Source organism: Saccharopolyspora galaxeae, assembly GCF_016526145.1.
In the GTDB taxonomy this organism is placed as follows: Bacteria; Actinomycetota; Actinomycetes; order Mycobacteriales; family Pseudonocardiaceae; genus Saccharopolyspora_C; species Saccharopolyspora_C galaxeae.
Map to the genome: position 1 here is coordinate 356,336 of NZ_JADDUE010000002.1, position 23,103 is coordinate 379,438.

Genomic DNA, 23,103 nt, shown 5'->3' on the forward strand with positions numbered 1-23,103 from the left:
CCGGGGGAGCCGCCCAGATCGTCGTGCCCGTGCGGCAACATGTGGATGAAGGTCTCGGGATCGGAACGGCTCCGCTCCCGACCGGCGCTCCACGGCCCGCGCTCGTGGACGCAAGCGCTGCCCCGCACGGTGACCCGACAGGAGACTGGGGATGAGCGGTGACACCTCGAGGTTCGCGAACACCGGCACGTCGGCGGTGTCGCGCCGAGAGCCGCCCGAGCTGAGCTGGTCCGAGCGGTTCCGCGGCGCGCTGCTCGGCGGTGCCGTGGGCGACGCGCTCGGCTCGGGAGTGCGCACCCGTTCCGTGTGGGACATCCAGCACTGGTTCGGCAGGCAGGGGGTCGCCGACTACCTGCCGGTGTTCGGCCGCCGCGGTGGTGTCACGGAGTTGACCCAGCTGTCCGTGTTCACCCTCGAAGCGCTGTTGCGGGCGCGCGCCGTCAACGGCGCGGCCGCCGAGTGGCTGCCGACTCCGGTGATCCGCACGAATCACCTGCGCTGGCTCTACACCCAGGGCGTGCCGTGGGAATTCGCCATGTCCGGCTACTTGCGCACGCATCCGGAACCGGGTGGATGGCTGCTCGAACGCCCGCAGCTGTTCTCCACCCGCAATCCCGGGGGCGGCGCGCTGGCCGGGTTGGGCAAGCTCGCCGCGCAGCCGCCTGCGGAGGCCTCGTACGACCCGCGGTTCGGCCCGTCGGTTCGGCCGGGGTTCGCCGAGTGCGCGGTGTGGGCGGCGCCGACGATGGTGTGGAGCACTTCGGAGGATCGGGTCTTCGCGGCGGGCGCGGACACCGCGCGGCTGCTCACCGACGACGTCAACGTGCACGGTGCGACGGGTTTCCACGCGGACGTGCTGGCTCAGCTGATCCAGGGCGACATCGGGCTCTGGGACGCGGTCGGGCTCGCCGATGCCCGGCTGAGCTCGTTGAACACCGGAGCGGCCGCCCCGGCAGCGGTGCGCCGGGCGGTGCACGCGGCGATGTTCGCGACCCGCGGCGGCCGGCGGCCGGCGCCCGCGGAACTGGATGCCGAGTTCGAAACGGAGCAGCAGCCGGGTGAGCTGGGCACCGCGCTGGCCGCCGTCGGAGCGGGCGGCGGATTCCCCGCGGCCGTGCTCACGGCGGTGAACGTCTCCGCGGACAGCAGCGTCACCGGAGCACTGGCTGGCCAGCTCGCCGGAGCGCTGTACGGGCCGGACGCGATTCCGCCGCGGTGGCGCGAGGAACTGGAACTCGCCGAGATCATCGAGACGTTGTGCGCGGATGCCGCGGAGGCCTTCGCGCCGCCACCGCCGCCTCCGCCGCTGCCCAAGTGGGCGCAGCGCTACGTCGCCGATCCGCGCCGTGCCACGCCTGCGCCGCGGGAGCTGGGCGCCGCGCCGCCCGCGGAGCCGATGACCACTGTGGACAGTGGTCGCGGTCCGGAACCGGCGCGGCAGGTGGACGGCAACAACGATCCGACGATGGTCATCGACCTGAGCAAGGTGGATTTCGATCGGCCGCGGTCCGCCGAACCCGCGCCCGCGCAGCCCGCGCCCGCGCAGCCCGAACCCGCGCAGCCCGAACCGCAGTTCCCACCCGCGGACCAGGAGCCCCGGCCGGTCGCGGACACCTCCGCCGAACCGACCGACCGCACCGATCTGTCCCGACTGGACTTCGGTAGCGAGGACGACGATCCGGTCGACGCCGACCGGCCTGCGCCGAGCATCACGCCGGACTTCAGCAACAACATGTTCGGCCTCTCCGCGGACCGCACCGACCGGGAGGAGTTGTCGAGGCTGGCCAGGCTGGTCTCGTTACGTCCCGAGGAAGCGGGCCGCATCCCGGCCGAGCCACCACCGCAGCCCGCGCGAGATGCCGGCTCGGGGGCGGACGTGCCTGCCGACCGCTCCGATGCGGCTGCTGCGGAGCCGTCGGAAGTCGGCGGGGTGGCGGACGAGCAGCCCGCGTCGGCGTTCGCGGAGTCCCCGGAATCTTGGGATGAGCCTGCTGAGCCGGTTCAGCAGTGGCAGGAGCCTGTTGGTGCGGAGTCGGTCCCGTCGATGGGTGAGCAGTCCGCGTCGGCGTTCGCGCAATCCGCCGAATCTTGGGAAGAGCCTGCTGAGCCCGTTCAGCAGTGGCAGGAACCCGGGCGCTCCGAGTCGTACTCGCCGGTGGGCGAGCAGCCCGCTCCTGTGCGGGAGGAGTCCGTCGGACAGGCTTGGGATGAGCCTGCTGAGCCGGTTCAGCAGTGGCAGGAGCCTGGGCGTTCGGAGTCGGAGCCGTCGACGGGCGAACAGTCCGAGCCCGCGCCCGCGGACTCCGCTGCGCAGCTCTGGGAAGCACCCGTCCAGCAGCCGCAGACATCGGACGAAGCGGTCGCCGCGGAAGCTGCGGAATCCCCCGACGAGCACGCGGACCAGCCGGAGCCCTCCGAGGCGCACACCGATCCGCTCCCGGTTTCCGAGGCGCGCGCGGCTAAACCGGTCTCCGGCGGCCACGCGAAGCCCGAGTTCACCGACGAGGTCGCGCCCTCGCTGACCGAGCGGGTGCTCGGCTGCTTCCTCGGCGGCGCGCTCGGCGACGCGCTCGGTTCGGACCTGGAGTTCGCCACCGCCGAGCAGATCACCGAGCGGTTCGGGCCCGGCGGCCCGCAAGGACTCCGCGAGGCGTACGGCGTGCCGGGTGCCATCACCGACGACACGCAGATGACGCTGTTCACCGCGGAGGGCCTCATCCGCGGCAGCGTCGCCCGCCGCACCCTCGGCGGCACCGACCCGATGCCGGAGGTGCAGCTGGCCTACCAGCGCTGGCTGCACACCCAGGGCGTCGAGTGGGAGGCCGCCGCGGGCGTGTTCCACGACCGGTATCCGCAACCGGACGGCTGGCTGATGGGGGTGCGCGGCCTGTTCAGCACCCGCGCCCCCGGAAAGACGATCTTCCGCGCGCTGTCGCGCTTCGGCGATGGGCAGCAGGCGGGCTCGTTGGCCGAGCCGGTCAACGACTCGAAGGGCTGCGGCGGCGTGATGCGGGCAGCTCCCGTGGCGCTGTACTCGCCCGACCCGCCGGTCGCGTTCGAGTTCGCGGCCCGGGTGACGGCGCTGACGCACGGCCACCCGTCCGGCTACCTGTCCGCGGGTGCACTGGCCGTGATCGTCCAGCAGGCGCTGCTCGGCCAAACCCTCGACGACGGCGTGTGGCTGGCGTTGCAGGTCCTCGAGACCTGGGACGGGCACGAGGAGACCAGCGAGCTGCTCAAGCTGGCCGTGGAACTGGCCGAGCAGGGCGAGCCCACGCCGGAGCAGATCGCCGAGACCCTCGGCGGCGGTTGGGTCGGCGAGCAGGCGCTGGCGATCGCGGTGTGCGCCGCGCTCGCGGGCGGCGATGTGCCGAACTCGCTGCGCATCGCGGTGCACCACGACGGTGACAGCGATTCCACCGGTGCGATCTGCGGCAACATCGTCGGCGCGTTGACCGGGGTGGGAGAGCTCCCGGTGAGCTGGCTGGCCGACCTGGAACTGCGCGACGTCGTCGAGCAGATCGCGCTGGATTGCGTCGCGGAGTTCGGCGAACCGCTGCTGCACGATCCGGAGTCCCCGGAGCCCCCGGCCGATGAGCGGCCCGCCGACGAGGAGTGGGACCAGCGCTATCCGGTGCAGCCGCTGCCCGCCGCCGGGCGGGGTGATTCGCCGACGGCCCTGCTGCCCGCGGTGGGCGCACCGGTGTCCGAGTCCGCGCAGCCCGGCGATGCTCCGGCCGAGCCCGAGCAGGCGGCTCCGGACGCGCCCGCGGATCCAGAGCCGCTGGCCGCGTTCCCCGCGCCGAAGCCTGCTCCGCGCCGCATCCACGGTGCACAGCCCGCCTACGACAGCGAGGGCTGAGGGCGATCCGATCGGTTTCGCCGTGATCCGGGATACAGCGGCCGAATGCGGTGAATCGACTCTCGGCCAGTGTTGATGTTGATAGCGTTCTCGCCGGCCAAGGAGGCCGCAGCGCTGCGTGAACGTCGACCGCGCGGTGTCGCGAGCGTTCGGGTCGGCGGCATCAGCGCGGCTGAGCGGATGGTCCGCGAAACGACGACGAGTGGTAACGGCGGTACCCGATCTTGCGCGATGATTCGACGCAGGCAGGCTCGACCTCGCCTGCCGACGCGATGTCTCCCCGCACCCCTCAAGAACGCTTCATCGCCTCGATGCTCGCCGGTGCCCTTGGCGATGCCCTCGGCTATGCGATCGAGTTCCACGACATCGGGATGATCCGCCGCTATCACGGGGATCACGGGCTCACCGAGCCGGTCCTGCGGGATGGCGTCGCGCAGATCTCCGATGACACGCAGATGATGCTGTTCACCGCGGAAGGACTGATCCGCGCGCACGTCGCGCGCCGGATCAAGCCCGTGGACAACGACCCGGTTCCCGAGGTGCAGCACGCTTACCTGCGGTGGCTGCACACCCAGAACCGGCCGTGGGAGCAGGCCGGTGGTCCTTACGCGCAGCACCTCCAGGTCCCGGACGGGTGGTTGATCAGCAACCAGGAGCTGTTCGCGCCGCGGGCCCCGGGCAGCACTTGCATGTCGGCATTGCTGAACTTCGCGCGGACGCATCAGCACGCGACCCCGGACCACCGGATCAACGACTCCAAGGGCTGCGGCGGGGTCATGCGGGCCGCTCCGGTTGCGGTGTGGTCGGACGATCCGGCCGAGGTCTTCTGGGCCGCGGTCGGGACGGCGGCGCTGACCCATGGTCATCCCAGCGGCTTCGTGTCGGCCGGCGTGCTCGCCGTGCTCGTGCACCAGTTGCTGCGGGACGTCTCGTTGCCGGAAAGCGTGCGGATGGCGCGCGAACTCCTCGTGCGCTGGCCGGGTCACGAAGAGCAGTTGCGGGCGTTGGACGCCGCCGTCCAGCTCGCGAGCAAGGGGCCGGTCGGTCCCGAAGAGCTCAAGGAGACGCTGGGAGAGGGTTGGACCGGTGAGGAAGCGCTCGCGATCGGGCTCTACTCCGTGCTGGCGACCGAGGGCCTGCGCAGCGCGCTGCTGCTGTCGGTGAACCACTCGGGGGACTCGGACTCCACCGGCATCGTCTGCGGCAACATCGCGGGTGCGCTGTACGGTACTCGGGCCGTTCCCCCGGAATGGCTGCGCGCGCTGGAACTGCGGGACGTGATCGAGGCGCTGGCCACCGACGCGCTGACTGAGTTCAGCCCCGCCGCGCCTACCGACCCGGCTTGGACCCGGCGCTATCCTGCCTGGTGAGGAGTTCATGGTCGGCGCACGGCGCGGCCCGCCGTCCATTTGCGGTGTTGCCGGTCCTGGACAGCGCCACGAGCGGACGACCGCGTCGCAGCACCTCGAGGTCTGCGCGGCTCACCGGGCGCCGGGGCCCGCCGCCGCGTCCGCTCGCACCCCTTGTCATCGCGGGTAAAGTCGCGAAGAACACCACACCATTAGCTCGGTCTGCGGCGCTTGGGGACGACCGAGCAGGTCATGGGGACCCCGTTTTGACCCCCTCAGAACGGGGCGGGTATCTTTGCTTATCGGACCCGAAAGCGATCGGGTCGGTCCGTATGCCCGTGCGTGCGACGTGGTCGTTGAGATGACTGGCTCATCGAGGTGACCGCGACCATGGACATGGGCCGTGCGGAACTCTCCTGACAACCATCGGGTTCGTTCCTGTCGGTTCGCTCCCGTGGGAGACACCATTAGCGCCGCAAGGGCCGGGGAGTGGCCGACACGCCCGACCTCGTGGTGCGGGGGAGTCCCAAGTACACAGTGCCTGCCAGGTGCTCGGCGCCAGGGCACGTGCCCGGACGCCGACTCGTGCGAGCGCCGCCGGGCGAGAGCAACCACGAAGACGCGAACGCTCAAGAGAAAGCCGGTCCATGCCCACCATCCAGCAGCTGGTCCGTAAGGGCCGCCAGGACAAGGCCGCGAAGACCAAGACCGCGGCGCTCAAGGGGAGCCCGCAGCGGCGCGGCGTGTGCACTCGCGTGTACACCACGACCCCGAAGAAGCCCAACTCGGCACTGCGCAAGGTCGCCCGTGTCAAGCTCACCAGCGGCACCGAGATCACGGCCTACATCCCGGGTGAGGGGCACAACCTGCAGGAGCACTCGATCGTGCTCGTTCGCGGCGGCCGTGTGAAGGACCTCCCCGGCGTGCGCTACAAGATCATCCGCGGGTCCGCTGACACGCAAGGCGTGAAGAACCGCAAGCAGGCTCGCAGCCGGTACGGCGCGAAGAAGGAGAAGAGCTGATGCCCCGCAAGGGTCCGGCCCCGAAGCGGCCGCTGAACGCCGACCCCGTGTACAGCTCGCCGCTGGTCACGCAGTTGGTGAACAAGGTCCTGGTCGACGGCAAGCGCTCGCTGGCCGAGCGGATCGTCTACGGCGCGCTGGAAGGCGCCCGGGAGAAGACCGGCACCGACCCGGTGGTCACGCTCAAGCGCGCGCTGGACAACGTCAAGCCGACCCTGGAGGTCCGCAGCCGCCGCGTCGGTGGCGCGACCTACCAGGTGCCGATCGAGGTTCGCGCCGGCCGCTCCACCACGCTGGCCCTGCGCTGGCTGGTCACCTTCTCCCGCAAGCGCCGGGAGAAGACCATGGTCGAGCGCCTGATGAACGAGCTGCTCGACGCCAGCAACGGACTCGGCGCGAGCGTCAAGAAGCGCGAAGACACGCACAAGATGGCGGAGTCCAACAAGGCCTTCGCGCACTACCGCTGGTGACGACGGGTCGGCTCCTGCCCGCCTCGGCTCACCGATTCGACGGCTTGCACCTGCTGTAGGAACGGGGAAGAAACTCGTGGCACGCGACGTGCTGACGGACCTCACGAAGGTCCGCAACATCGGCATCATGGCCCACATCGATGCGGGCAAGACCACCGCGACCGAACGGATCCTCTTCTACACGGGGATCAACCACAAGCTCGGCGAGACGCACGACGGCGCGTCGACGATGGACTGGATGGCCGAGGAGCAGAAGCGGGGGATCACGATCACCTCGGCTGCTACCACGACCTTCTGGGGCGACTGCCAGATCAACATCATCGACACGCCGGGGCACGTCGACTTCACCGCCGAGGTGGAGCGTTCGCTGCGCGTCCTGGACGGTGCCGTCGCCGTCTTCGACGGCAAGGAAGGTGTCGAGCCGCAGTCCGAGCAGGTCTGGCGGCAGGCGGACAAGTACGACGTGCCGCGCATCTGCTTCATCAACAAGATGGACAAGCTGGGCGCGGACTACTACTTCAGCGTGGACACCATCCGCGAACGGCTCGGTGCCCGCCCGCTGGTGCTGCAGCTGCCCATCGGCCGGGAATCCGAGTTCGAGGGCGTCGTCGACCTGATCAGCATGAAGGCGCTGACCTGGCGCGGTGACGTGAAGAAGGGCGAGCAGTACGAGATCGAGGACATCCCCGCGGACCTGGCCGAGAGCGCGGCCAAGTACCGCGAGGAGCTCATCGAGGCCGTGGCGGAGTCCGATGAAGAGCTGATGGAGGCCTACTTCGGTGGTGCGGAGCTGACCACCGAGCAGATCAAGACCGGCATCCGCAAGCTCACCATCAACCGCGAGGCGTTCCCGGTGCTGTGCGGCAGCGCGTTCAAGAACAAGGGCGTGCAGCCCATGCTCGACGCGGTGGTCGACTTCCTGCCGTCGCCGCTGGACGTGCCGCCGGTGCAGGGCCTGCTGCGGGACGGCGAGACCGAGGCCGAGCGCAAGCCGAGCACCCAGGAGCCGTTCGCGGCGCTGGTCTCGAAGGTTTCGGTGCACCCGTTCTACGGCAAGCTGACCTACGTCCGGGTCTACTCCGGCAAGATCTCCCAGGGTGCGCAGATCATGAACGCCACCCGGGAGCGCAAGGAGCGCATCGGGAAGCTGTTCCAGATGCACTCCAACAAGGAGAACCCGGTCGAGGAGGCGCAGGCGGGGCACATCTACGCCGTGGTGGGGCTCAAGGAGACCACCACCGGTGACACGCTCTGCGACCCGCAGAACCCGATCGTGCTCGAGTCGATGACCTTCCCGGAACCGGTCATCGACGTGGCGGTCGAGCCGAAGACCAAGGCCGACCAGGAGAAGCTGTCCACGGCGATCCAGAAGCTCGCCGAGGAGGACCCGACCTTCCGCGTCCACCACGACGAGGAGACCGGTCAGATGGTCCTGTCCGGCATGGGTGAGCTGCACCTGGAAGTCCTGGTCAACCGGATGAAGACGGACTTCAAGGTCGAGGCGAACATCGGTAAGCCGCAGGTGGCCTACCGGGAGACGATTCGCAAGCCGGTCGAGAAGTACGAGTACACGCACAAGAAGCAGACCGGTGGTTCCGGGCAGTTCGCCCGCGTCATCATCGCGCTCGAGCCGATCGAGCAGACCGCGGACAGTGCGACGTACGAGTTCGACAACAAGGTCACCGGCGGCCGCATCCCGCGCGAATACATTCCGTCGGTGGACGAAGGCGCCCAGGACGCCATGCAGTACGGCGTGCTGGCCGGCTACCCGCTGGTCGGCGTCAAGATGACGCTGCTGGACGGCCAGTACCACGAGGTCGACTCCTCGGAGATGGCGTTCAAGGTCGCCGGTTCGATCGCGATGAAGGAGGCCGCGCAGAAGGCTTCCCCGGCGATCCTGGAACCGGTGATGGCGGTCGAGGTGACCACGCCCGAGGACTACATGGGCGATGTCATCGGCGACTTGAACTCCCGACGTGGCCAGATCCAGGCCATGGAGGAGCGCAGCGGTGCGCGCGTCGTCAAGGCGCAGGTGCCGCTGTCCGAGATGTTCGGGTATGTCGGCGACCTGCGTTCTCGGACGCAGGGCCGCGCGAACTACTCGATGGTGTTCGACTCCTATGCCGAGGTTCCCGCGAACGTGGCGAAGGAGATCATCGCGAAGGCTACGGGCGAGTAATTCCCTGTAGTTCGGGGGCGGGTGGCCGCCGGTCGTCCGCCGCCAAACCCGACAGGACTCCGCCTGGCACTGAATCTTCGCGTCAGCAACGCGGGGACTGGCAAGTCGTACGGCGGAAAGAGAACAAGTCCAGGAGGACAATCCAGTGGCGAAGGCGAAGTTCGAGAGGGACAAGCCGCACGTCAACATCGGGACCATCGGTCACGTTGACCACGGCAAGACCACGCTGACCGCGGCCATCACCAAGGTGCTGCACGAAAAGCACCCGGAGCTGAACCCCTTCACGCCGTTCGACGAGATCGACAAGGCTCCGGAAGAGAAGACCCGCGGCATCACGATTCAGATCGCGCACGTCGAGTACCAGACCGAGAAGCGTCACTACGCGCACGTCGACGCTCCCGGTCACGCCGACTACGTGAAGAACATGATCACCGGTGCCGCCCAGATGGACGGTGCGATCCTGGTGGTCGCGGCGACCGACGGTCCGATGCCGCAGACCCGCGAGCACGTGCTGCTGGCCCGCCAGGTGGGCGTGCCCTACATCCTCGTCGCGCTGAACAAGGCCGACATGGTCGACGACGAGGAGATCATGGAGCTCGTGGAGATGGAGGTCCGCGAGCTGCTGACCGGCGAGGAGTACGCCGGCGACGACGTTCCGGTCGTCCGCGTCTCCGCGCTGAAGGCGCTGGAAGGCGACCCGGAGTGGACTGACAAGATCATGCAGCTCCTGGACGCCGTGGACGAGAACGTCCCGGACCCGCAGCGCGCGACCGACCAGCCCTTCCTGATGCCGGTCGAGGACGTCTTCTCGATCACCGGCCGCGGCACCGTGGTGACCGGCCGGGTCGAGCGCGGCATCATCAAGACCAGCGAAGAGGTCGAGCTGGTCGGCATCAAGGACAAGTCGATCAAGACCACGGTCACCGGCGTCGAGATGTTCCGCAAGCTGCTGGACCAGGGCCAGGCCGGGGACAACGTCGGCCTGCTGATCCGCGGCACCAAGCGCGAAGAAGTCGAGCGCGGCATGGTCGTCGTCAAGCCGGGTACCACGACCCCGCACACCGAGTTCGAGTGCCAGGTCTTCATCCGGTCCAAGGAGGACGGTGGCCGGCACACCCCGTTCTTCAACAACTACCGGCCGCAGTTCTACTTCCGCACCACCGACGTGACCGGTGTGGTGACCCTCCCCGAGGGCACCGAGATGGTCATGCCGGGCGACAACGTCGAGATGTCGGTGCAGCTCATCCAGCCGATCGCGATGGAGGAAGGCCTCCGCTTCGCGATTCGCGAGGGTGGCCGCACGGTCGGCGCCGGCCGCGTTACCAAGATCAACAAGTGATCTGAGGGCGAGGACCCGTTCCAGTAGGGGCGGGTCCTCGTCGGTTTTCCGGGGCCGTACCGCGGTGCTGCCCGGAAAGCCACCCCCGATTCGGGCTGGCGCAAGGCATGTGCCATCCTGTATGGGTTGCTCGTTCGGAGCGGCCGGTTTCCACCAGTCGTTCGGCGTTCGGAGAATTGTCCGTCGAGCTGGGGAAGTCCCGGCCGCTCCGCTGCGAGAAGCCCGCGCCCTGGAAGTTTCGGATCAGGACCGGTTTCGGCCGGGCCTGGGCGCTGCGATCCGCTGGTTCGCGGTATTCGCCGGTCCGGCAGGGGTGCAAAGCAAGAGGTGTACGGGTCTTCGGGATCTTTTCCGGCGAGTTCTTCGCGCGGAATCATCCCAGCGGCCCATCCCAGCGGCGGAGTTCGGTGGGACCGGTTTGTGCACAGTGGGCGACACGCCCGACCGCGTGTACCGGGCACCAGCAACCTGAACAGGGGCGGACCGAGGGCTGGAGCTCTTCCGCGCGGATTCCCGCGGCGGGGTGCTCGACCGGCCCGGGCCGCGACGGGCACCCGAAGCCCATGGGCGCCAGGCGCCGCAGGCAGCTTCCGAGCTGCGCAGCGGCGTCGCGCCGACCACTGGCGGCACGAGACTAGAGGAACGGCAAGCCACTATGGCGGGACAAAAGATCCGCATCCGGCTCAAGGCCTACGACCACGAGGCGATCGACGCGTCCGCGCGCAAGATCGTCGAGACCGTGACGCGCACCGGCGCTCGGGTCGTCGGGCCGGTGCCGCTGCCGACGGAGAAGAACGTCTACTGCGTCATCCGCTCTCCGCACAAGTACAAGGACTCGCGGGAGCACTTCGAGATGCGTACGCACAAGCGGCTGATCGACATCCTCGAACCGACGCCGAAGACGGTGGACGCGTTGATGCGCATCGACCTTCCGGCCAGCGTCGACGTGAACATCCAGTAAGGGTCGGCCCATCGTGAGGCGGGCCTGCACGGGCCTAGTGCGGAGAGAACGAGACTGATGTCTGACAGGCAGATCAAGGGGATTCTGGGCACCAAGCTCGGTATGACCCAGGTCTTCGACGAGAACAACCGGGTCGTGCCGGTGACCGTCGTGCAGACCGGGCCGAATGTGGTCACCCAGATCCGGACCCCCGACAAGGACGGCTACGCGGCCGTCCAACTGGCGTACGGCGCCATCGACCCCCGCAAGGTGAACAAGCCGCGCACCGGCCACTTCACCAAGGCCGGGGTCACCCCGCGGCGGCACCTGGTGGAACTGCGCACCAACGACGCCGGTGAGTACGAAATCGGCCAGGAGCTCACCGCCGAGGTCTTCGACAACGGCGCCGTGGTCGACGTGGTCGGTACGAGCAAGGGCAAGGGCTTCGCCGGCACGATCAAGCGGCACGGCTTCCACCGGCAGCCGATGAGCCACGGTACTCAGGCGGTGCACCGCAAGCCGGGTTCCATCGGCGGCTGCGCCACCCCGGGCCGCGTGTTCAAGGGCATGAAGATGTCCGGCCGGATGGGCGGCAACCGCGTGACCACCCAGAACCTCACGGTGCACCGGGTGGAGCAGGAGAGCGGCCTGTTGCTGATCAAGGGCGCCATCCCCGGCCCGAAGGGCGGTCTGGTGCTGGTTAAGAGCCCTGCGAAGGGTGGTGCGTGATGAGCTTGACGCTGGACGTCCGTACTCCGGACGGCGCGACCGACGGCAGCGTGGAGCTGCCCGCCGAGATCTTCGACGCGCAGGCCAACGTGGCCCTGCTGCACCAGGTGGTGACGGCCCAGCTCGCGGCCGCGCGCCAGGGCACGCACGCCACGAAGACCCGCGGCATGGTCTCCGGTGGCAGCAAGAAGCCGTACCGGCAGAAGGGCACGGGTAACGCCCGCCAGGGCTCGATCCGCGCCCCGCAGTTCGTCGGTGGCGGCACGGTGCACGGTCCGCAGCCCCGGGACTACACCCAGCGGACTCCCAAGAAGATGAAGGCCGCCGCGCTGCGCGGTGCGCTGTCCGACCGCACGCGCGCCGGTCAGCTGCACGTCGTGACGCACGTGGTGGGTGGCGAGACGCCGTCGACCAAGGCCGCCAAGTCCGCGGTCCGCACCTGGACCGAGGCCAAGCGCGTGCTGGTGGTGCTCAACCGCTCGGAGGAGGAGAACTCCTGGCTGAGCTTGCGCAACCTGCAGAACGTGCACCTGATCGACCCGAGCCAGCTCAACACCTACGACGTGCTGGTCAACGACGACGTGGTGTTCAGCAAGGCTGCGTTCGAGCGGTTCGTCGCCGGGCCTGCACGGGGTCGTTCGGCCAAGGCCGTGGCCACGTCGGCCGAGGCCGCGAGCGCTGAGGAGGCACAGCAGTGATCCCCGACCCGCGAGACATCATCCTGGCGCCGGTGATCTCCGAGAAGAGCTACGGGCTCTTGGAGGAGGGCCAGTACACCTTCCTGGTGCGTCCCGGCTCGAACAAGACCGAGATCAAGATCGCCGTGGAGAAGATCTTCGGCGTGAAGGTCAACAACGTGAACACGATCAACCGCGTCGGCAAGCGCAAGCGGACCCGGACCGGGTACGGCAAGCGCAAGGACACCAAGCGGGCGATCGTGACGCTGTCCCCGGAGAGCAAGCCGATCGAAATCTTCGGCGGCTCGGCTTCCTGACCGGCGCTGATTAGGACGAGGTTTCTACAGAGATGGGCATTCGCAAGCACAAGCCGACGACGGCGGGCCGTCGCGGTTCCAGCGTGTCCGACTTCTCCGAGATCACCCGGTCGCATCCGGAGAAGTCGCTGGTGCGCCCGTTGCACGGCCGCGGCGGCCGCAACGCGCACGGCAAGATCACCACGCGGCACCAGGGCGGCGGCCACAAGCGCGCCTACCGCGTGATCGATTTCCGCCGCAACGACAAGGACGGCGTGCCGGCCAAGGTCGCGCACATCGAGTACGACCCGAACCGCAGTGCCCGCATCGCGCTGCTGCACTACGTGGACGGCGAGAAGCGCTACATCATCGCGCCGAACAACGTGAAGCAGGGCGACCGGCTGGAGGCCGGCGCGCGTGCGGACATCAAGCCGGGCAACAACCTGCCGCTGCGCAACATCCCCACCGGCACCGTGATCCACGCGATCGAGCTGCGCCCCGGCGGCGGGGCGAAGATCGCGCGTTCCGCGGGCGCCCGGGTGCAGCTGGTGGCCAAGGACGGGCCGCACGCCCAGCTGCGGATGCCTTCGGGCGAGATCCGCAACGTGGACGCGCGCTGCCGGGCCACGGTGGGCGAGGTCGGCAACTCCGAGCACTCGAACATCAGCTGGGGCAAGGCGGGCCGGATGCGGTGGAAGGGCAAGCGCCCGGTCGTCCGCGGTGTCGTCATGAACCCGGTGGACCACCCGCACGGTGGCGGTGAGGGCCGGACTTCCGGCGGTCGCCACCCGGTCAACCCGAAGGGCCGCCCGGAGGGTCGCACCCGCCGCAGCAAGCCCAGCGACAAGCTCATCGTCCGTCGCCGTCGCACCGGCAAGAAGAAGCGCTGAGCAGGGAGGTAGCAGCAAATGCCACGCAGCCTGAAAAAGGGCCCGTTCGTGGACGACCACCTGCTCAAGAAGGTGGACGCGCTGAACGAGGCGAACAAGAAGACCGTGATCAAGACGTGGTCCCGCCGGTCCACGATCATCCCGGACATGCTCGGCCACACCTTCGCGGTGCACGACGGCCGCAAGCACATCCCGGTGTTCGTCACCGAGGCGATGGTCGGGCACAAGCTGGGCGAGTTCGCGCCGACGCGGACCTTCAAGGGCCACGTCAAGGATGACCGGAAGTCGCGCCGCCGCTGAGCGGGGGCGAACCAAGAGCAAGGGGTAGCAGGATGACAGCCCGTTCCGACGACACCGCCGCGGACGCCAACCGCGCGGTGGCGCGGGCCCGCTTCGTCCGCGTGGCGCCGATGAAGGCGCGCCGCGTGGTCGAGCTCATCAAGGGCCGTAGCGCCAGCGAAGCCCTGGCCGTGCTCCAGTTCGCACCGCAGGCCGCCAGCGGTCAGGTGTCGAAGGTGCTCGCCAGCGCGGTCGCCAATGCGGAGAACAACCAGTCGCTCGACCCCGACACCCTGTGGGTGCACCGGGCGTACGTGGACGAAGGTCCGACGCTGAAGCGGTTCCAGCCGCGCGCCCAGGGGCGTGCCTACCGGATCCGCAAGCGGACCAGCCACATCACCGTCGAGGTGGAGTCGCGGCCGAAGGCGGCTAGCAAGTCGAAGAGCCAGAAGGGGAGTGCCCGGTAGTGGGTCAGAAGATCAACCCGCACGGCTTCCGACTCGGCATCACCACGGACTGGAAGTCCCGCTGGTACGCCGACAAGCAGTATTCGGAATACGTGGCGGAGGACGTCAAGATCCGCCGTCGGCTCTCTCGCGGTATGGAGCGCGCCGGTATCTCCAAGGTGGAGATCGAGCGCACCCGCGAGCGGGTCCAGGTGGACATCCACACCGCCCGGCCGGGCATCGTCATCGGCCGCCGCGGTGCCGAGGCGGACCGCATCCGCGATTCGCTGGAGAAGCTGACCGGCAAGCAGGTCCGGCTCAACATCCTCGAGGTGAAGAACTCCGAGGCGGACGCCCAGCTGGTCGCGCAGGGCGTGGCCGAGCAGCTGTCCAACCGCGTGTCCTTCCGGCGCGCGATGCGCAAGGCCATCCAGTCGGCCATGCGCTCGCCGCAGGTCAAGGGCATCCGGGTGCAGTGCGGCGGTCGTCTGGGCGGGGCCGAGATGTCCCGTTCGGAGTTCTACCGCGAAGGCCGGGTGCCGCTGCACACGCTGCGCGCGGACATCGACTACGGCTTCTTCGAGGCCCGCACCACGTTCGGCCGCATCGGCGTCAAGGTGTGGATCTACAAGGGCGAGCTGGTCGGCGGCCTGAAGCAGAAGCAGCAGGAGTCCGAGGTGCGCGCGCCGCGCGGCGAGGGCGGCGGCGGACGCGGTGAGCGCGGCGGCCGTTCCGAGCGCGGTGGCCGGCGTCGTTCCGGCGCTTCCGGCACCACCGGCTCCGGCGGTACCGAGGCCGGTCGCGCCGCCAAGGGCGGTTCGGCGGAGAGCCCGGAGCAGGCGCAGACCGCGGGCGACGCGGCCACTGCGAACGCTCCGGCCGTGGCCGAGCCGCAGGCCGATCAGAAGACGGAGGGCTGAGCAGTGCTGGTCCCACGCAAGGTGAGGTGGCGCAAGGCCCACGCGCCGAAGCGCTCGGGCTTCGCCAAGGGCGGCACCCGGATCAACTTCGGCGAGTACGGCATCCAGGCGCTCGAGCACGGCTACGTGACCAACCGCCAGATCGAGTCGGCCCGTATCGCCATCACCAGGCACGTCAAGCGTGGCGGCAAGGTGTGGATCAACATCTTCCCGGACCGCCCGCTGACCAAGAAGCCCGCCGAGACCCGGATGGGTTCCGGTAAGGGTTCGCCGGAGTACTGGGTCGCCAACGTCAAGCCGGGCCGCGTGATGTTCGAGCTGAACTTCCCGAACCGGAAGACCGCGGTCGAGGCGCTGACTCGCGCGGCGCACAAGCTCCCGATGAAGTGCAAGATCGTGTCCCGCGAGGGTGGTGACTTCTGATGGCAGCGGGTGTCACCGCTAGCGAACTCCGGGAACTGGGCGACGAGGAGCTCATCCAGCGCGTCCGGGAGTCGAAGGAGGAGCTGTTCAACCTCCGGTTCCAGATGGCGACCGGCCAGTTGGAGAACAACCGCCGGTTGCGCGTGGTCCGCAGGGACATCGCCCGGATCTACACCATCATGCGCGAGCGCGAGCTCGGCCTGACGGTGTCCCCTGACGCGACCGAGGAGGGCGCGGCATGAGCAGCCAGACCGAGGAGACCGCTGCGGCGCGGCGGAACTACCGCAAGATCCGCGAGGGCTACGTCGTGTCCGACAAGATGGACAAGACCGTCGTGGTCTCGCTGGAGGACCGCAAGAAGCACGCGCTCTACGGCAAGGTCATGCGCCAGACCAAGCGGGTCAAGGTGCACGACGAGGCCAACACCGCGGGCGTCGGCGACCGGGTGGTCCTGATGGAGACCCGGCCGCTGTCGGCGACGAAGCACTGGCGGCTCGTCGAAATCGTGGAGAAGGCCAAGTAAGGCATCGTCGCGCAGGCCGCTCGCCCCGGCGGGCGGCCCGCGCGCGGTGATGACCGCGCACGTCAGGTCGGGAATTTGGCGTGCCAGAGTGTGCCCGGGCGCAGGGTGCGGGCACTTAGGGTCAGGAGTCAGAAGTGATCCAGCAGGAGTCGCGACTGCGTGTCGCCGACAACACTGGGGCCAAGGAGATCCTCACGATCCGCGTCCTCGGTGGTTCCAGTCGGCGGTATGCAGGCATCGGCGACGTCATCGTCGCCACCGTGAAAGAAGCCATGCCCGGTGCCGGGATCAAGAAGGGCGATGTGGTCAAGGCCGTCATCGTCCGGCAGAAGAAGGAGAAGCGCCGTCCGGACGGCTCTTACATCCGCTTCGACGAGAACGCCGCGGTGCTGATCAAGACCGACGGCGGTCCGCGCGGCACCCGCATCTTCGGCCCCGTCGGCCGCGAGCTGCGCGACAAGAAGTACATGAAGATCATCTCGCTCGCGCCGGAGGTGCTGTGATGAAGATCAAGAAGGGCGACACGGTCGTCGTGATCTCCGGCAAGGACAAGGGTGCCCGGGGCAAGGTCATCGCGTCCTATCCGCAGCGCGAGCGGGTGCTGGTCGAGGGCGTGAACCGGATCAAGAAGCACACCAAGGTCTCCCGGACCGAGCGCGGTGCGCAGTCCGGCGGGATCGTCACGCAGGAGGCGCCCATCCACATCAGCAACGTGATGGTGGTCGACTCCGACGGCACCCCCACGCGCGTGGGCTACCGGTTCGATGAGGACGGCAAGAAGGTCCGCATCTCCCGCCGCAACGGGAAGGACATCTGATCATGACGACGACGGAGAAGATCGTCCCCCGGCTCAAGACCCGGTACCGCGACGAGATCCGCTCGGCGCTGCAGGAGGAGTTCCAGTACTCCAACCCGATGCTGGTGCCCGGCGTGGTCAAGGTCGTCGTGAACATGGGTGTCGGCGACGCCGCGCGGGACAGCAAGCTGATCGAAGGCGCCGTGCGCGACCTGACGACCATCACCGGCCAGCGTCCCGAGGTGCGCCGGGCCCGCAAGTCCATCGCGCAGTTCAAGCTGCGCGAGGGGATGCCGATCGGCGCGCGCGTCACGCTGCGCGGCGACCGGATGTGGGAGTTCCTCGACCGCCTGGTCACGATCTCGCTGCCGCGGATCCGCGACTTCCGGGGCCTGTCCCCGAAGCAGTTCGACGGGCACGGCAACTACACCTTCGGGCTCAACGAGCAGTCGATGTTCCACGAGATCGACCCGGACTCGATCGACCGCCCGCGCGGGATGGACATCACCGTGGTGACCACGGCCGCCACCAATGAGGAAGGCCGGGTGCTGCTGCGCCAGCTGGGCTTCCCGTTCAAGGAGCAGTGATGTCGGGCATCGCTGGGCGTCGAAACAAGGAGAACTGAGCCGATGGCCAAGAAGGCGCTGATCAACAAGGCCGCGCGCAAGCCGAAGTTCAAGGTGCGGGGCTACACCCGCTGCCAGCGTTGCGGCCGTCCGCGGTCGGTCTTCCGCAAGTTCGGCCTCTGCCGGGTGTGCTTCCGCGACATGGCGCACGCCGGCGAGCTGCCGGGCGTGAGCAAGGCTTCCTGGTGACCGCCCGCCCACCGGGCTGCGACAGGCAATCGGTACGCTCGGTGGGCATCACCAGGGCTTTTACCCGCTTCGGCGGGCAGGCGCTGCCGGGTTCGACGACCCGCGCGCGCCGATGACGTGGCCTGCCCGCGGGCAGGCGTGATCCGACTTCGCCCAGGCCAGGATCCAGACCCCCGTGCGCGGGTGCGTCCGGCTCCGTCGGAACCAGGTGAGAAAGGTGGACCAGGTCACCATGACGATGACCGACCCCATCGCAGACATGCTGACCCGTCTGCGGAATGGAAGCTCGGCATACCACGACGAGATCGTGATGCCGCACTCGAAGCTCAAGGCGAACATCGCCGAGATCCTCAAGCGCGAGGGCTACGTCTCGGGTTCCCGCGAGGAGCAGGGCGAGAAGGGCAAGAACCTCGTCGTCGAGCTCAAGTACGGGCCGAACCGCGAGAAGAGCATCGCCGGCCTGCGGCGGGTCTCCAAGCCCGGCCTGCGGGTCTACGCGAAATCCACGAACCTGCCGAAGGTCCTCGGCGGGCTGGGCATCGCGATCATTTCCACGTCGGGCGGTCTGGTGACCGACCGGCAGGCCATCAAGCAGGGCGTGGGCGGGGAAGTCCTCGCCTACGTGTGGTGAGGGAGGAGGAGCATGTCGCGTATCGGGAAACTTCCGGTCACCGTGCCCTCCGGTGTCGAGGTCACCATCGACGGGCAGGCGGTGACGGTCCAGGGGCCGAAGGGCACCCTGTCGCAGCAGATCGCCGAGCCGATCACCGTCGCGCAGGACGACGACGGGTCGGTCCTGGTCAACCGGCCGGACGACGAGCGGGAGAACCGCTCGCTGCACGGCCTGTCGCGCAGCCTGGTCAACAACATGGTGCTGGGCGTCAGCCAGGGCTTCCAGAAGGACCTGGAGATCCACGGCGTGGGTTACCGGGTGCAGCTCAAGGGCGCGAACCTGGAGTTCGCGCTGGGCTACAGCCACCCCATCGTGATCGAGCCGCCGCAGGGCATCGAGTTCGCCATCGACGGTCCCTCGAAGCTGACGGTCAAGGGCATCGACAAGCAGTTGGTGGGCGAGGTCGCCGCCAGGATCCGCAAGCTGCGCCGTCCGGACCCGTACAAGGGCAAGGGTGTGCGCTACGCGGGCGAAGCCATCCGCCGCAAGGTCGGGAAGACGGGTAAGTGACCATGAGCGAGACAACTACTGCTACGAAGCGCAAGCCCGTGGGTCAGAGCATCTCGACCGTGCGTCGGAACGCCCGGGACAAGCGCCACTTCCGGCTGCGCAAGAAGATCAGCGGCACGCCCGCGCGCCCGCGCCTGGCCGTGACCCGCTCCACGCGGCACATCGTCGCGCAGGTCATCGACGACGTCGCCGGCCACACGCTGGCTTCGGCTTCCACCAAGGAAGCCGGCCTGCAGGGCATCGAGGGCGACAAGAAGGCCAAGGCGACCAAGGTCGGCGAGCTCGTCGCGGCCCGGGCCAAGGACGCCGGTGTCGAGAAGGTCGTGTTCGACCGGGGCGGCAACGCCTACCACGGCCGGGTGGCCGCGCTGGCGGACGCCGCTCGCGACGGCGGGCTGGAGTTCTGACATGCGTACGACTGAAATGACGACGATCGAAAGGGACGCCTGATGCCTGGACGCACTCGGCGTGACGGCGGTTCGGAGTCCGGCGGCAAAGACCGCAAGGACCGCCGCGACGGTGGCCGTGGCGGGGCGGCCCAAGACAAGAGCATGCAGTTCGAGCGCGTCGTGACGATCAACCGCGTCGCGAAGGTCGTCAAGGGCGGCCGGCGGTTCAGCTTCACCGCGCTCGTGGTCGTCGGCGACACCGACGGAATGGTCGGTGTCGGCTACGGCAAGGCCAAGGAGGTGCCCGCGGCGATCGCCAAGGGCGTCGAGGAGGCGAAGAAGAACTTCTTCCGCGTCCCGCGCCTGGGCGGCACCATCACCCACCCCGTGCAGGGTGAGGACGCCGCAGGCGTGGTCATGCTGCGGCCTGCCAGCGCCGGTACCGGTGTCATCGCCGGTGGCCCGGTGCGCGCGGTGCTGGAAGGCGCTGGCGTGCACGACGTGCTGAGCAAGTCGCTGGGCAGCGACAACCCGATCAACATCGTGCACGCCACGGTGGCGGCGCTGAAGGCCCTGCAGCGTCCGGAGGAGGTCGCGGCCCGCCGCGGCCTGCCGCTGGAAGACGTGGCCCCGGCGTCCGTGCTGCGGGCGCGCGCCGGTCAGGGGGTGTGATCCGATGTCGCAGCTGAAGATCACCCAGGTTCGCGGTCTGGTCGGCACCAGGCGCAACCAGCGCGAGAGCATGCGCTCCCTCGGCCTGCGCAAGATCCGGCAGTCCGTGGTGCGCCCGGACGACCCGAACACGCGTGGTCTGGTCAAGGCCGTGCACCACTTGGTCACGGTTGAGGAGGTCGACTGAGCATGGTCATCAAGATTCACGATCTGCGGCCTGCTCCGGGCTCGAACCGGGACCGCATCCGGGTCGGTCGCGGTGAGGGCTCGAAGGGCAAGACCGCCGGTCGCGGCACCAAGGGCACCAAGGCCCGGAAGAACGTCTCCCCGCGCTTCGAGGGCGGGCAGATGCCGCTGCAGATGCGGCTGCCGAAGCTGCGCGGTTTCAAGAACCGCAACCGCGTGGAGTACCAAGGCGTCAACATCGGCCGGATCGCCGCGGCCTTCCCGAACGGGGGCACCGTCGGCATCGACGAGCTGATCTCCGCTGGGCTGGCCAACAAGGGCGAGCTGGTGAAGGTGCTGGGCGGCGGCGAGCTGGAGGGCGTCAAGGTGGATGTCACCGCGCACGCCTTCACCGGCAGCGCCCAGGAGAAGATCACCGCCGTGGGCGGTTCGGCGACGAAGCTGGAGCGCTGAGCTCCGGCACGCATCGCCTCGCAAGGGCCGGTCGACCTTCGGGTCGGCCGGCCTTTTCGCGTTTTCAGCGGTATTGCGCCGATGCGCCGGTGGTGCGCGCGAGCGCTGGTCAGCGGTGCCGTGCGGGGCGCTCGGACCGGTCCGGAGCAGCCCGGCTCCGCCGCACAGTGGTGCGGAAATTGCTGACCGTGCCTTCCGAACGATGCATGCGAGCGCTCCCATCGGTCGGTACATGGCGTTTCGCGACCCGCTTAGGTTGACCGTGCCGGTGCGCGGCGACATCGGCGCGGATCGACCGTGAGGAGCGGGTATGCGGCATCGGAAACTACGAGCGGGGCTGTCGGTGGTGGCGCTGTCCCTGCTGGCCGCAGGCACACCCGCCGTGGCGGGTGCGCAGGGCGGCGACGCGGGCGAGACCGCGCGGCACTGCAACTTCGATGCGATGACCGGGCAGCAGCGCTGCTTCGGCAGCGTGCAGGAGGCCACCGCCGACGTCCGAGCCCGATCGGGCGTGCGCGCAGGCGAGATCACCCAGGCGACGTTGTTCGACGAGAAGGACTTCGGCGGCGCCAGCTTCACCGTCTACGGCGACGGGCTGTGCGAGAAGAACGACCAGGTCGACTACCAGATCAACCTGCCGGAGGACTGGCAGAACCGGGTGTCCTCGGTGCAGCCGTGGGGCGACTGCTGGATCTGGCTGTACCCGGAACCGGATCTCGGCGGCGATCGGGACGGTCCGTTCAAGGAGAACACCGGCGACGTCGGCGAGCTGATGAACGACCGCACCCGGTCGGTCGGGCTCAGCTGAGCCGCCCGCGAACCCAGCCGGTCGCGGGCGCCGCGCCCGGCGGACCCAGATCGAGGAGCCCCCATGTCCCATCGACGCTCTTGCGCGGTCCTGGCCTCAGCGTGCTCGCTGGCCGCGGTCGCGTTCGCGAGTCCGGCGGCGGCTGCTGAGGAGCCGACCACCCGTGAGCTGCTGGAGAAGTGCGACAACGGCACCGACAGCTGCGTGTTCCACCCCGAAGGCGAACCGGAGTACTACACCGACGAGGCCAAAACCGTCGGCGACCCCGTCTACAACTGCACCGACGGTCTGCAGCGCTCGGCCGTCGAGTGGTCCGACACCACCTCGCAGAGCAACAGCGTCGGCCTGTCGATGACCACCGAGGCCGGTTTCGGCAAGGCGTTCGCGGTCTCCTACGAGCAGACCTACGAGCACACCTGGGAGGAATCGCACACCGAGTCCCAGACCACGAACGTCGACACCCGGCCCGCCGAGGTCGGGTGGGTCGAGCGCGCCCCGCAGATGCAGAAGGTCAAGGGCACTTACGAGCTGCATTTCGAGGACAAGTTCTACGACCACTACATCTGGTACGTGCCGATGGAGGTCACCGGCCCTGCCGAGGACTCCTCGCAGGCGGTCAGCCAGCACGTCCGGCCGATGACGGATGAGGAGCAGGGCCAGTGCCCGTGATCACGACGCGCTCGTGGGCAGGAAGGAAGATCTTCTGATGATCCGCCGCACCATCACCGCCGCGGGCGTGACCGCCTTGGCGGGACTGCTGATCGCGCCACCGGCCTCCGCGGCGGATGAGCCGACCGCGCGGGAACTGCTGGAGAAGTGCGACAACGGCACCGACAGCTGCGTGTTCCACCCCGAGGGCGAACCGGAGTACTTCCAGAACAACTCCGAGCAGGTGGGCAGCCCGACGTTCAACTGCACCGACCGCAAGCAGCGCATGACGGTTTCGTGGTCGGACACCACCAGCGAGAGCAACAGCCTCGGGCTGTCGATGGAGACCTCGTTCGGCGAGGTGTTCAAGGTGAGCTTCAAGACCACCTACGGGCACGAGTGGAAGCAGTCGCACACCGAGACCCAGACGACGAACATCGACGTCAACGGCGGCGACGTCGGGCGGGTCTACCACGGTCCGCAGATGCAGAAGGTCAAGGGAACCTACGAGCTGCATTTCGAGGACAAGTTCTACGACCACTACATCTGGTACGTGCCGATGGAGGTCACCGGCCCGGCCGACGAGCAGACGAGCACGGTCACCCAGGACACCAGCCCGATGACCGACGAGGAGCGCCAGGCCAACTGCGGCTGACCCTCGGTGAAACGGTTCGACAGGGCCGTCCGGCACCGCGCCGGGCGGCCCCTCGAGTTACCACTGGTCGTGCCCGGCAGGGCGCGAACGAGGGCAGGCTTGACGCCGGGTGCGGCGAATCACCGCCGACCGACGGAGCGTGTCCGGCGACCTG

Annotated in this window: 30 protein-coding genes; all 30 read left to right on the forward strand. The window is 68.7% G+C overall.

The features are described 5' to 3' along the window. Positions 1-151 precede the first annotated feature (151 nt). The 30 genes from INP57_RS05990 to INP57_RS06135 all read left to right on the forward strand — a co-directional run bounded on the left by INP57_RS05990 (position 152) and on the right by INP57_RS06135 (position 22,949). On the forward strand, positions 152-3,862 hold the full coding sequence (locus INP57_RS05990) for an ADP-ribosylglycohydrolase family protein (protein ID WP_200069024.1): 3,711 nt from the start codon (positions 152-154) through the stop codon (positions 3,860-3,862). A gap of 224 nt (positions 3,863-4,086) precedes the next feature. Further along, the gene (locus INP57_RS05995) at positions 4,087-5,232 is read left to right on the forward strand and encodes an ADP-ribosylglycohydrolase family protein (RefSeq protein ID WP_233626960.1); all 1,146 of its coding nucleotides are present in this window, start codon (positions 4,087-4,089) and stop codon (positions 5,230-5,232) included. A 626-nt stretch (positions 5,233-5,858) separates the two neighbouring features. Beyond that, a complete protein-coding gene (rpsL, locus tag INP57_RS06000) occupies positions 5,859-6,233 on the forward strand; it encodes a 30S ribosomal protein S12 (RefSeq protein ID WP_200069025.1) in 375 nt (124 codons plus the stop codon). Further along, positions 6,233-6,703, forward strand: a complete 471-nt coding sequence (rpsG, locus tag INP57_RS06005) for a 30S ribosomal protein S7 (protein ID WP_200069026.1) — start codon at positions 6,233-6,235, stop codon at positions 6,701-6,703. The genes rpsL and rpsG overlap by 1 nt, the downstream gene beginning before the upstream one ends. 76 nt (positions 6,704-6,779) lie before the next feature. Further along, complete coding sequence (fusA, locus tag INP57_RS06010) at positions 6,780-8,882, forward strand: elongation factor G (RefSeq protein WP_200069027.1); 2,103 nt, start codon at positions 6,780-6,782, stop codon at positions 8,880-8,882. A gap of 145 nt (positions 8,883-9,027) precedes the next feature. Next, positions 9,028-10,221, forward strand: a complete 1,194-nt coding sequence (gene tuf, locus INP57_RS06015; RefSeq protein ID WP_200069028.1) for an elongation factor Tu — start codon at positions 9,028-9,030, stop codon at positions 10,219-10,221. A gap of 655 nt (positions 10,222-10,876) precedes the next feature. After that, on the forward strand, positions 10,877-11,182 hold the full coding sequence (rpsJ, locus tag INP57_RS06020; RefSeq protein ID WP_009948626.1) for a 30S ribosomal protein S10: 306 nt from the start codon (positions 10,877-10,879) through the stop codon (positions 11,180-11,182). A 57-nt stretch (positions 11,183-11,239) separates the two neighbouring features. After that, entirely contained in the window at positions 11,240-11,890 is a 651-nt protein-coding gene (rplC, locus tag INP57_RS06025) for a 50S ribosomal protein L3 (protein ID WP_200069029.1), read from the forward strand. Continuing rightward, positions 11,890-12,588, forward strand: a complete 699-nt coding sequence (gene rplD / locus INP57_RS06030) for a 50S ribosomal protein L4 (protein ID WP_200069030.1) — start codon at positions 11,890-11,892, stop codon at positions 12,586-12,588. The genes rplC and rplD overlap by 1 nt, the downstream gene beginning before the upstream one ends. Beyond that, on the forward strand, positions 12,585-12,884 hold the full coding sequence (rplW, locus tag INP57_RS06035; protein WP_295150907.1) for a 50S ribosomal protein L23: 300 nt from the start codon (positions 12,585-12,587) through the stop codon (positions 12,882-12,884). Before rplD ends, rplW begins: the two co-directional genes overlap by 4 nt. A 32-nt stretch (positions 12,885-12,916) precedes the next feature. After that, the gene (gene rplB, locus INP57_RS06040) at positions 12,917-13,753 is read left to right on the forward strand and encodes a 50S ribosomal protein L2 (RefSeq protein ID WP_200069031.1); all 837 of its coding nucleotides are present in this window, start codon (positions 12,917-12,919) and stop codon (positions 13,751-13,753) included. An 18-nt stretch (positions 13,754-13,771) separates the two neighbouring features. Then, on the forward strand, positions 13,772-14,053 hold the full coding sequence (gene rpsS, locus INP57_RS06045) for a 30S ribosomal protein S19 (RefSeq protein ID WP_200069032.1): 282 nt from the start codon (positions 13,772-13,774) through the stop codon (positions 14,051-14,053). A 32-nt stretch (positions 14,054-14,085) separates the two neighbouring features. Further along, entirely contained in the window at positions 14,086-14,499 is a 414-nt protein-coding gene (gene rplV, locus INP57_RS06050) for a 50S ribosomal protein L22 (RefSeq protein WP_200069033.1), read from the forward strand. After that, the gene (rpsC, locus tag INP57_RS06055) at positions 14,499-15,398 is read left to right on the forward strand and encodes a 30S ribosomal protein S3 (RefSeq protein ID WP_200069034.1); all 900 of its coding nucleotides are present in this window, start codon (positions 14,499-14,501) and stop codon (positions 15,396-15,398) included. The genes rplV and rpsC overlap by 1 nt, the downstream gene beginning before the upstream one ends. 3 nt (positions 15,399-15,401) lie before the next feature. Beyond that, the gene (rplP, locus tag INP57_RS06060; RefSeq protein WP_200069035.1) at positions 15,402-15,821 is read left to right on the forward strand and encodes a 50S ribosomal protein L16; all 420 of its coding nucleotides are present in this window, start codon (positions 15,402-15,404) and stop codon (positions 15,819-15,821) included. After that, positions 15,821-16,063: a 50S ribosomal protein L29 gene (gene rpmC, locus INP57_RS06065; RefSeq protein WP_200069036.1), complete on the forward strand. Its 243-nt coding sequence runs from the start codon at positions 15,821-15,823 to the stop codon at positions 16,061-16,063. The genes rplP and rpmC overlap by 1 nt, the downstream gene beginning before the upstream one ends. After that, positions 16,060-16,344 carry a 30S ribosomal protein S17 gene (rpsQ, locus tag INP57_RS06070; RefSeq protein ID WP_200069037.1) on the forward strand — a complete coding sequence of 95 codons (285 nt, stop codon included), beginning with the start codon at positions 16,060-16,062 and terminating at the stop codon, positions 16,342-16,344. The genes rpmC and rpsQ overlap by 4 nt, the downstream gene beginning before the upstream one ends. Positions 16,345-16,478: 134 nt before the next feature. Continuing rightward, positions 16,479-16,847 carry a 50S ribosomal protein L14 gene (gene rplN / locus INP57_RS06075; RefSeq protein ID WP_200069038.1) on the forward strand — a complete coding sequence of 123 codons (369 nt, stop codon included), beginning with the start codon at positions 16,479-16,481 and terminating at the stop codon, positions 16,845-16,847. Further along, positions 16,847-17,161, forward strand: a complete 315-nt coding sequence (gene rplX / locus INP57_RS06080; RefSeq protein WP_200069039.1) for a 50S ribosomal protein L24 — start codon at positions 16,847-16,849, stop codon at positions 17,159-17,161. The genes rplN and rplX overlap by 1 nt, the downstream gene beginning before the upstream one ends. 2 nt (positions 17,162-17,163) lie before the next feature. Then, positions 17,164-17,727, forward strand: coding sequence for a 50S ribosomal protein L5 (gene rplE, locus INP57_RS06085; RefSeq protein ID WP_200069040.1), 564 nt, complete (start codon positions 17,164-17,166; stop codon positions 17,725-17,727). Between the two features lie 42 nt (positions 17,728-17,769). Further along, positions 17,770-17,955 (forward strand): type Z 30S ribosomal protein S14, encoded by a 186-nt coding sequence (locus INP57_RS06090; protein WP_200069041.1) that lies wholly within the window; start codon positions 17,770-17,772, stop codon positions 17,953-17,955. A gap of 232 nt (positions 17,956-18,187) precedes the next feature. Next, positions 18,188-18,586, forward strand: a complete 399-nt coding sequence (gene rpsH, locus INP57_RS06095; RefSeq protein WP_200069385.1) for a 30S ribosomal protein S8 — start codon at positions 18,188-18,190, stop codon at positions 18,584-18,586. A 12-nt stretch (positions 18,587-18,598) separates the two neighbouring features. Further along, on the forward strand, positions 18,599-19,138 hold the full coding sequence (rplF, locus tag INP57_RS06100) for a 50S ribosomal protein L6 (RefSeq protein ID WP_200069042.1): 540 nt from the start codon (positions 18,599-18,601) through the stop codon (positions 19,136-19,138). A gap of 2 nt (positions 19,139-19,140) precedes the next feature. Further along, positions 19,141-19,545, forward strand: a complete 405-nt coding sequence (gene rplR / locus INP57_RS06105) for a 50S ribosomal protein L18 (protein ID WP_200069043.1) — start codon at positions 19,141-19,143, stop codon at positions 19,543-19,545. Between the two features lie 42 nt (positions 19,546-19,587). Then, entirely contained in the window at positions 19,588-20,199 is a 612-nt protein-coding gene (gene rpsE / locus INP57_RS06110; RefSeq protein WP_200069044.1) for a 30S ribosomal protein S5, read from the forward strand. Between the two features lie 4 nt (positions 20,200-20,203). After that, complete coding sequence (gene rpmD, locus INP57_RS06115; protein ID WP_200069045.1) at positions 20,204-20,386, forward strand: 50S ribosomal protein L30; 183 nt, start codon at positions 20,204-20,206, stop codon at positions 20,384-20,386. Between the two features lie 2 nt (positions 20,387-20,388). Beyond that, positions 20,389-20,838, forward strand: coding sequence for a 50S ribosomal protein L15 (gene rplO, locus INP57_RS06120; protein ID WP_200069046.1), 450 nt, complete (start codon positions 20,389-20,391; stop codon positions 20,836-20,838). A 310-nt stretch (positions 20,839-21,148) separates the two neighbouring features. Further along, positions 21,149-21,646, forward strand: a complete 498-nt coding sequence (locus INP57_RS06125) for a hypothetical protein (protein ID WP_200069047.1) — start codon at positions 21,149-21,151, stop codon at positions 21,644-21,646. A gap of 63 nt (positions 21,647-21,709) precedes the next feature. After that, a complete protein-coding gene (locus INP57_RS06130; protein ID WP_200069048.1) occupies positions 21,710-22,315 on the forward strand; it encodes a hypothetical protein in 606 nt (201 codons plus the stop codon). A gap of 37 nt (positions 22,316-22,352) precedes the next feature. After that, on the forward strand, positions 22,353-22,949 hold the full coding sequence (locus tag INP57_RS06135) for a hypothetical protein (RefSeq protein WP_200069049.1): 597 nt from the start codon (positions 22,353-22,355) through the stop codon (positions 22,947-22,949). Positions 22,950-23,103: the final 154 nt, after the last annotated feature.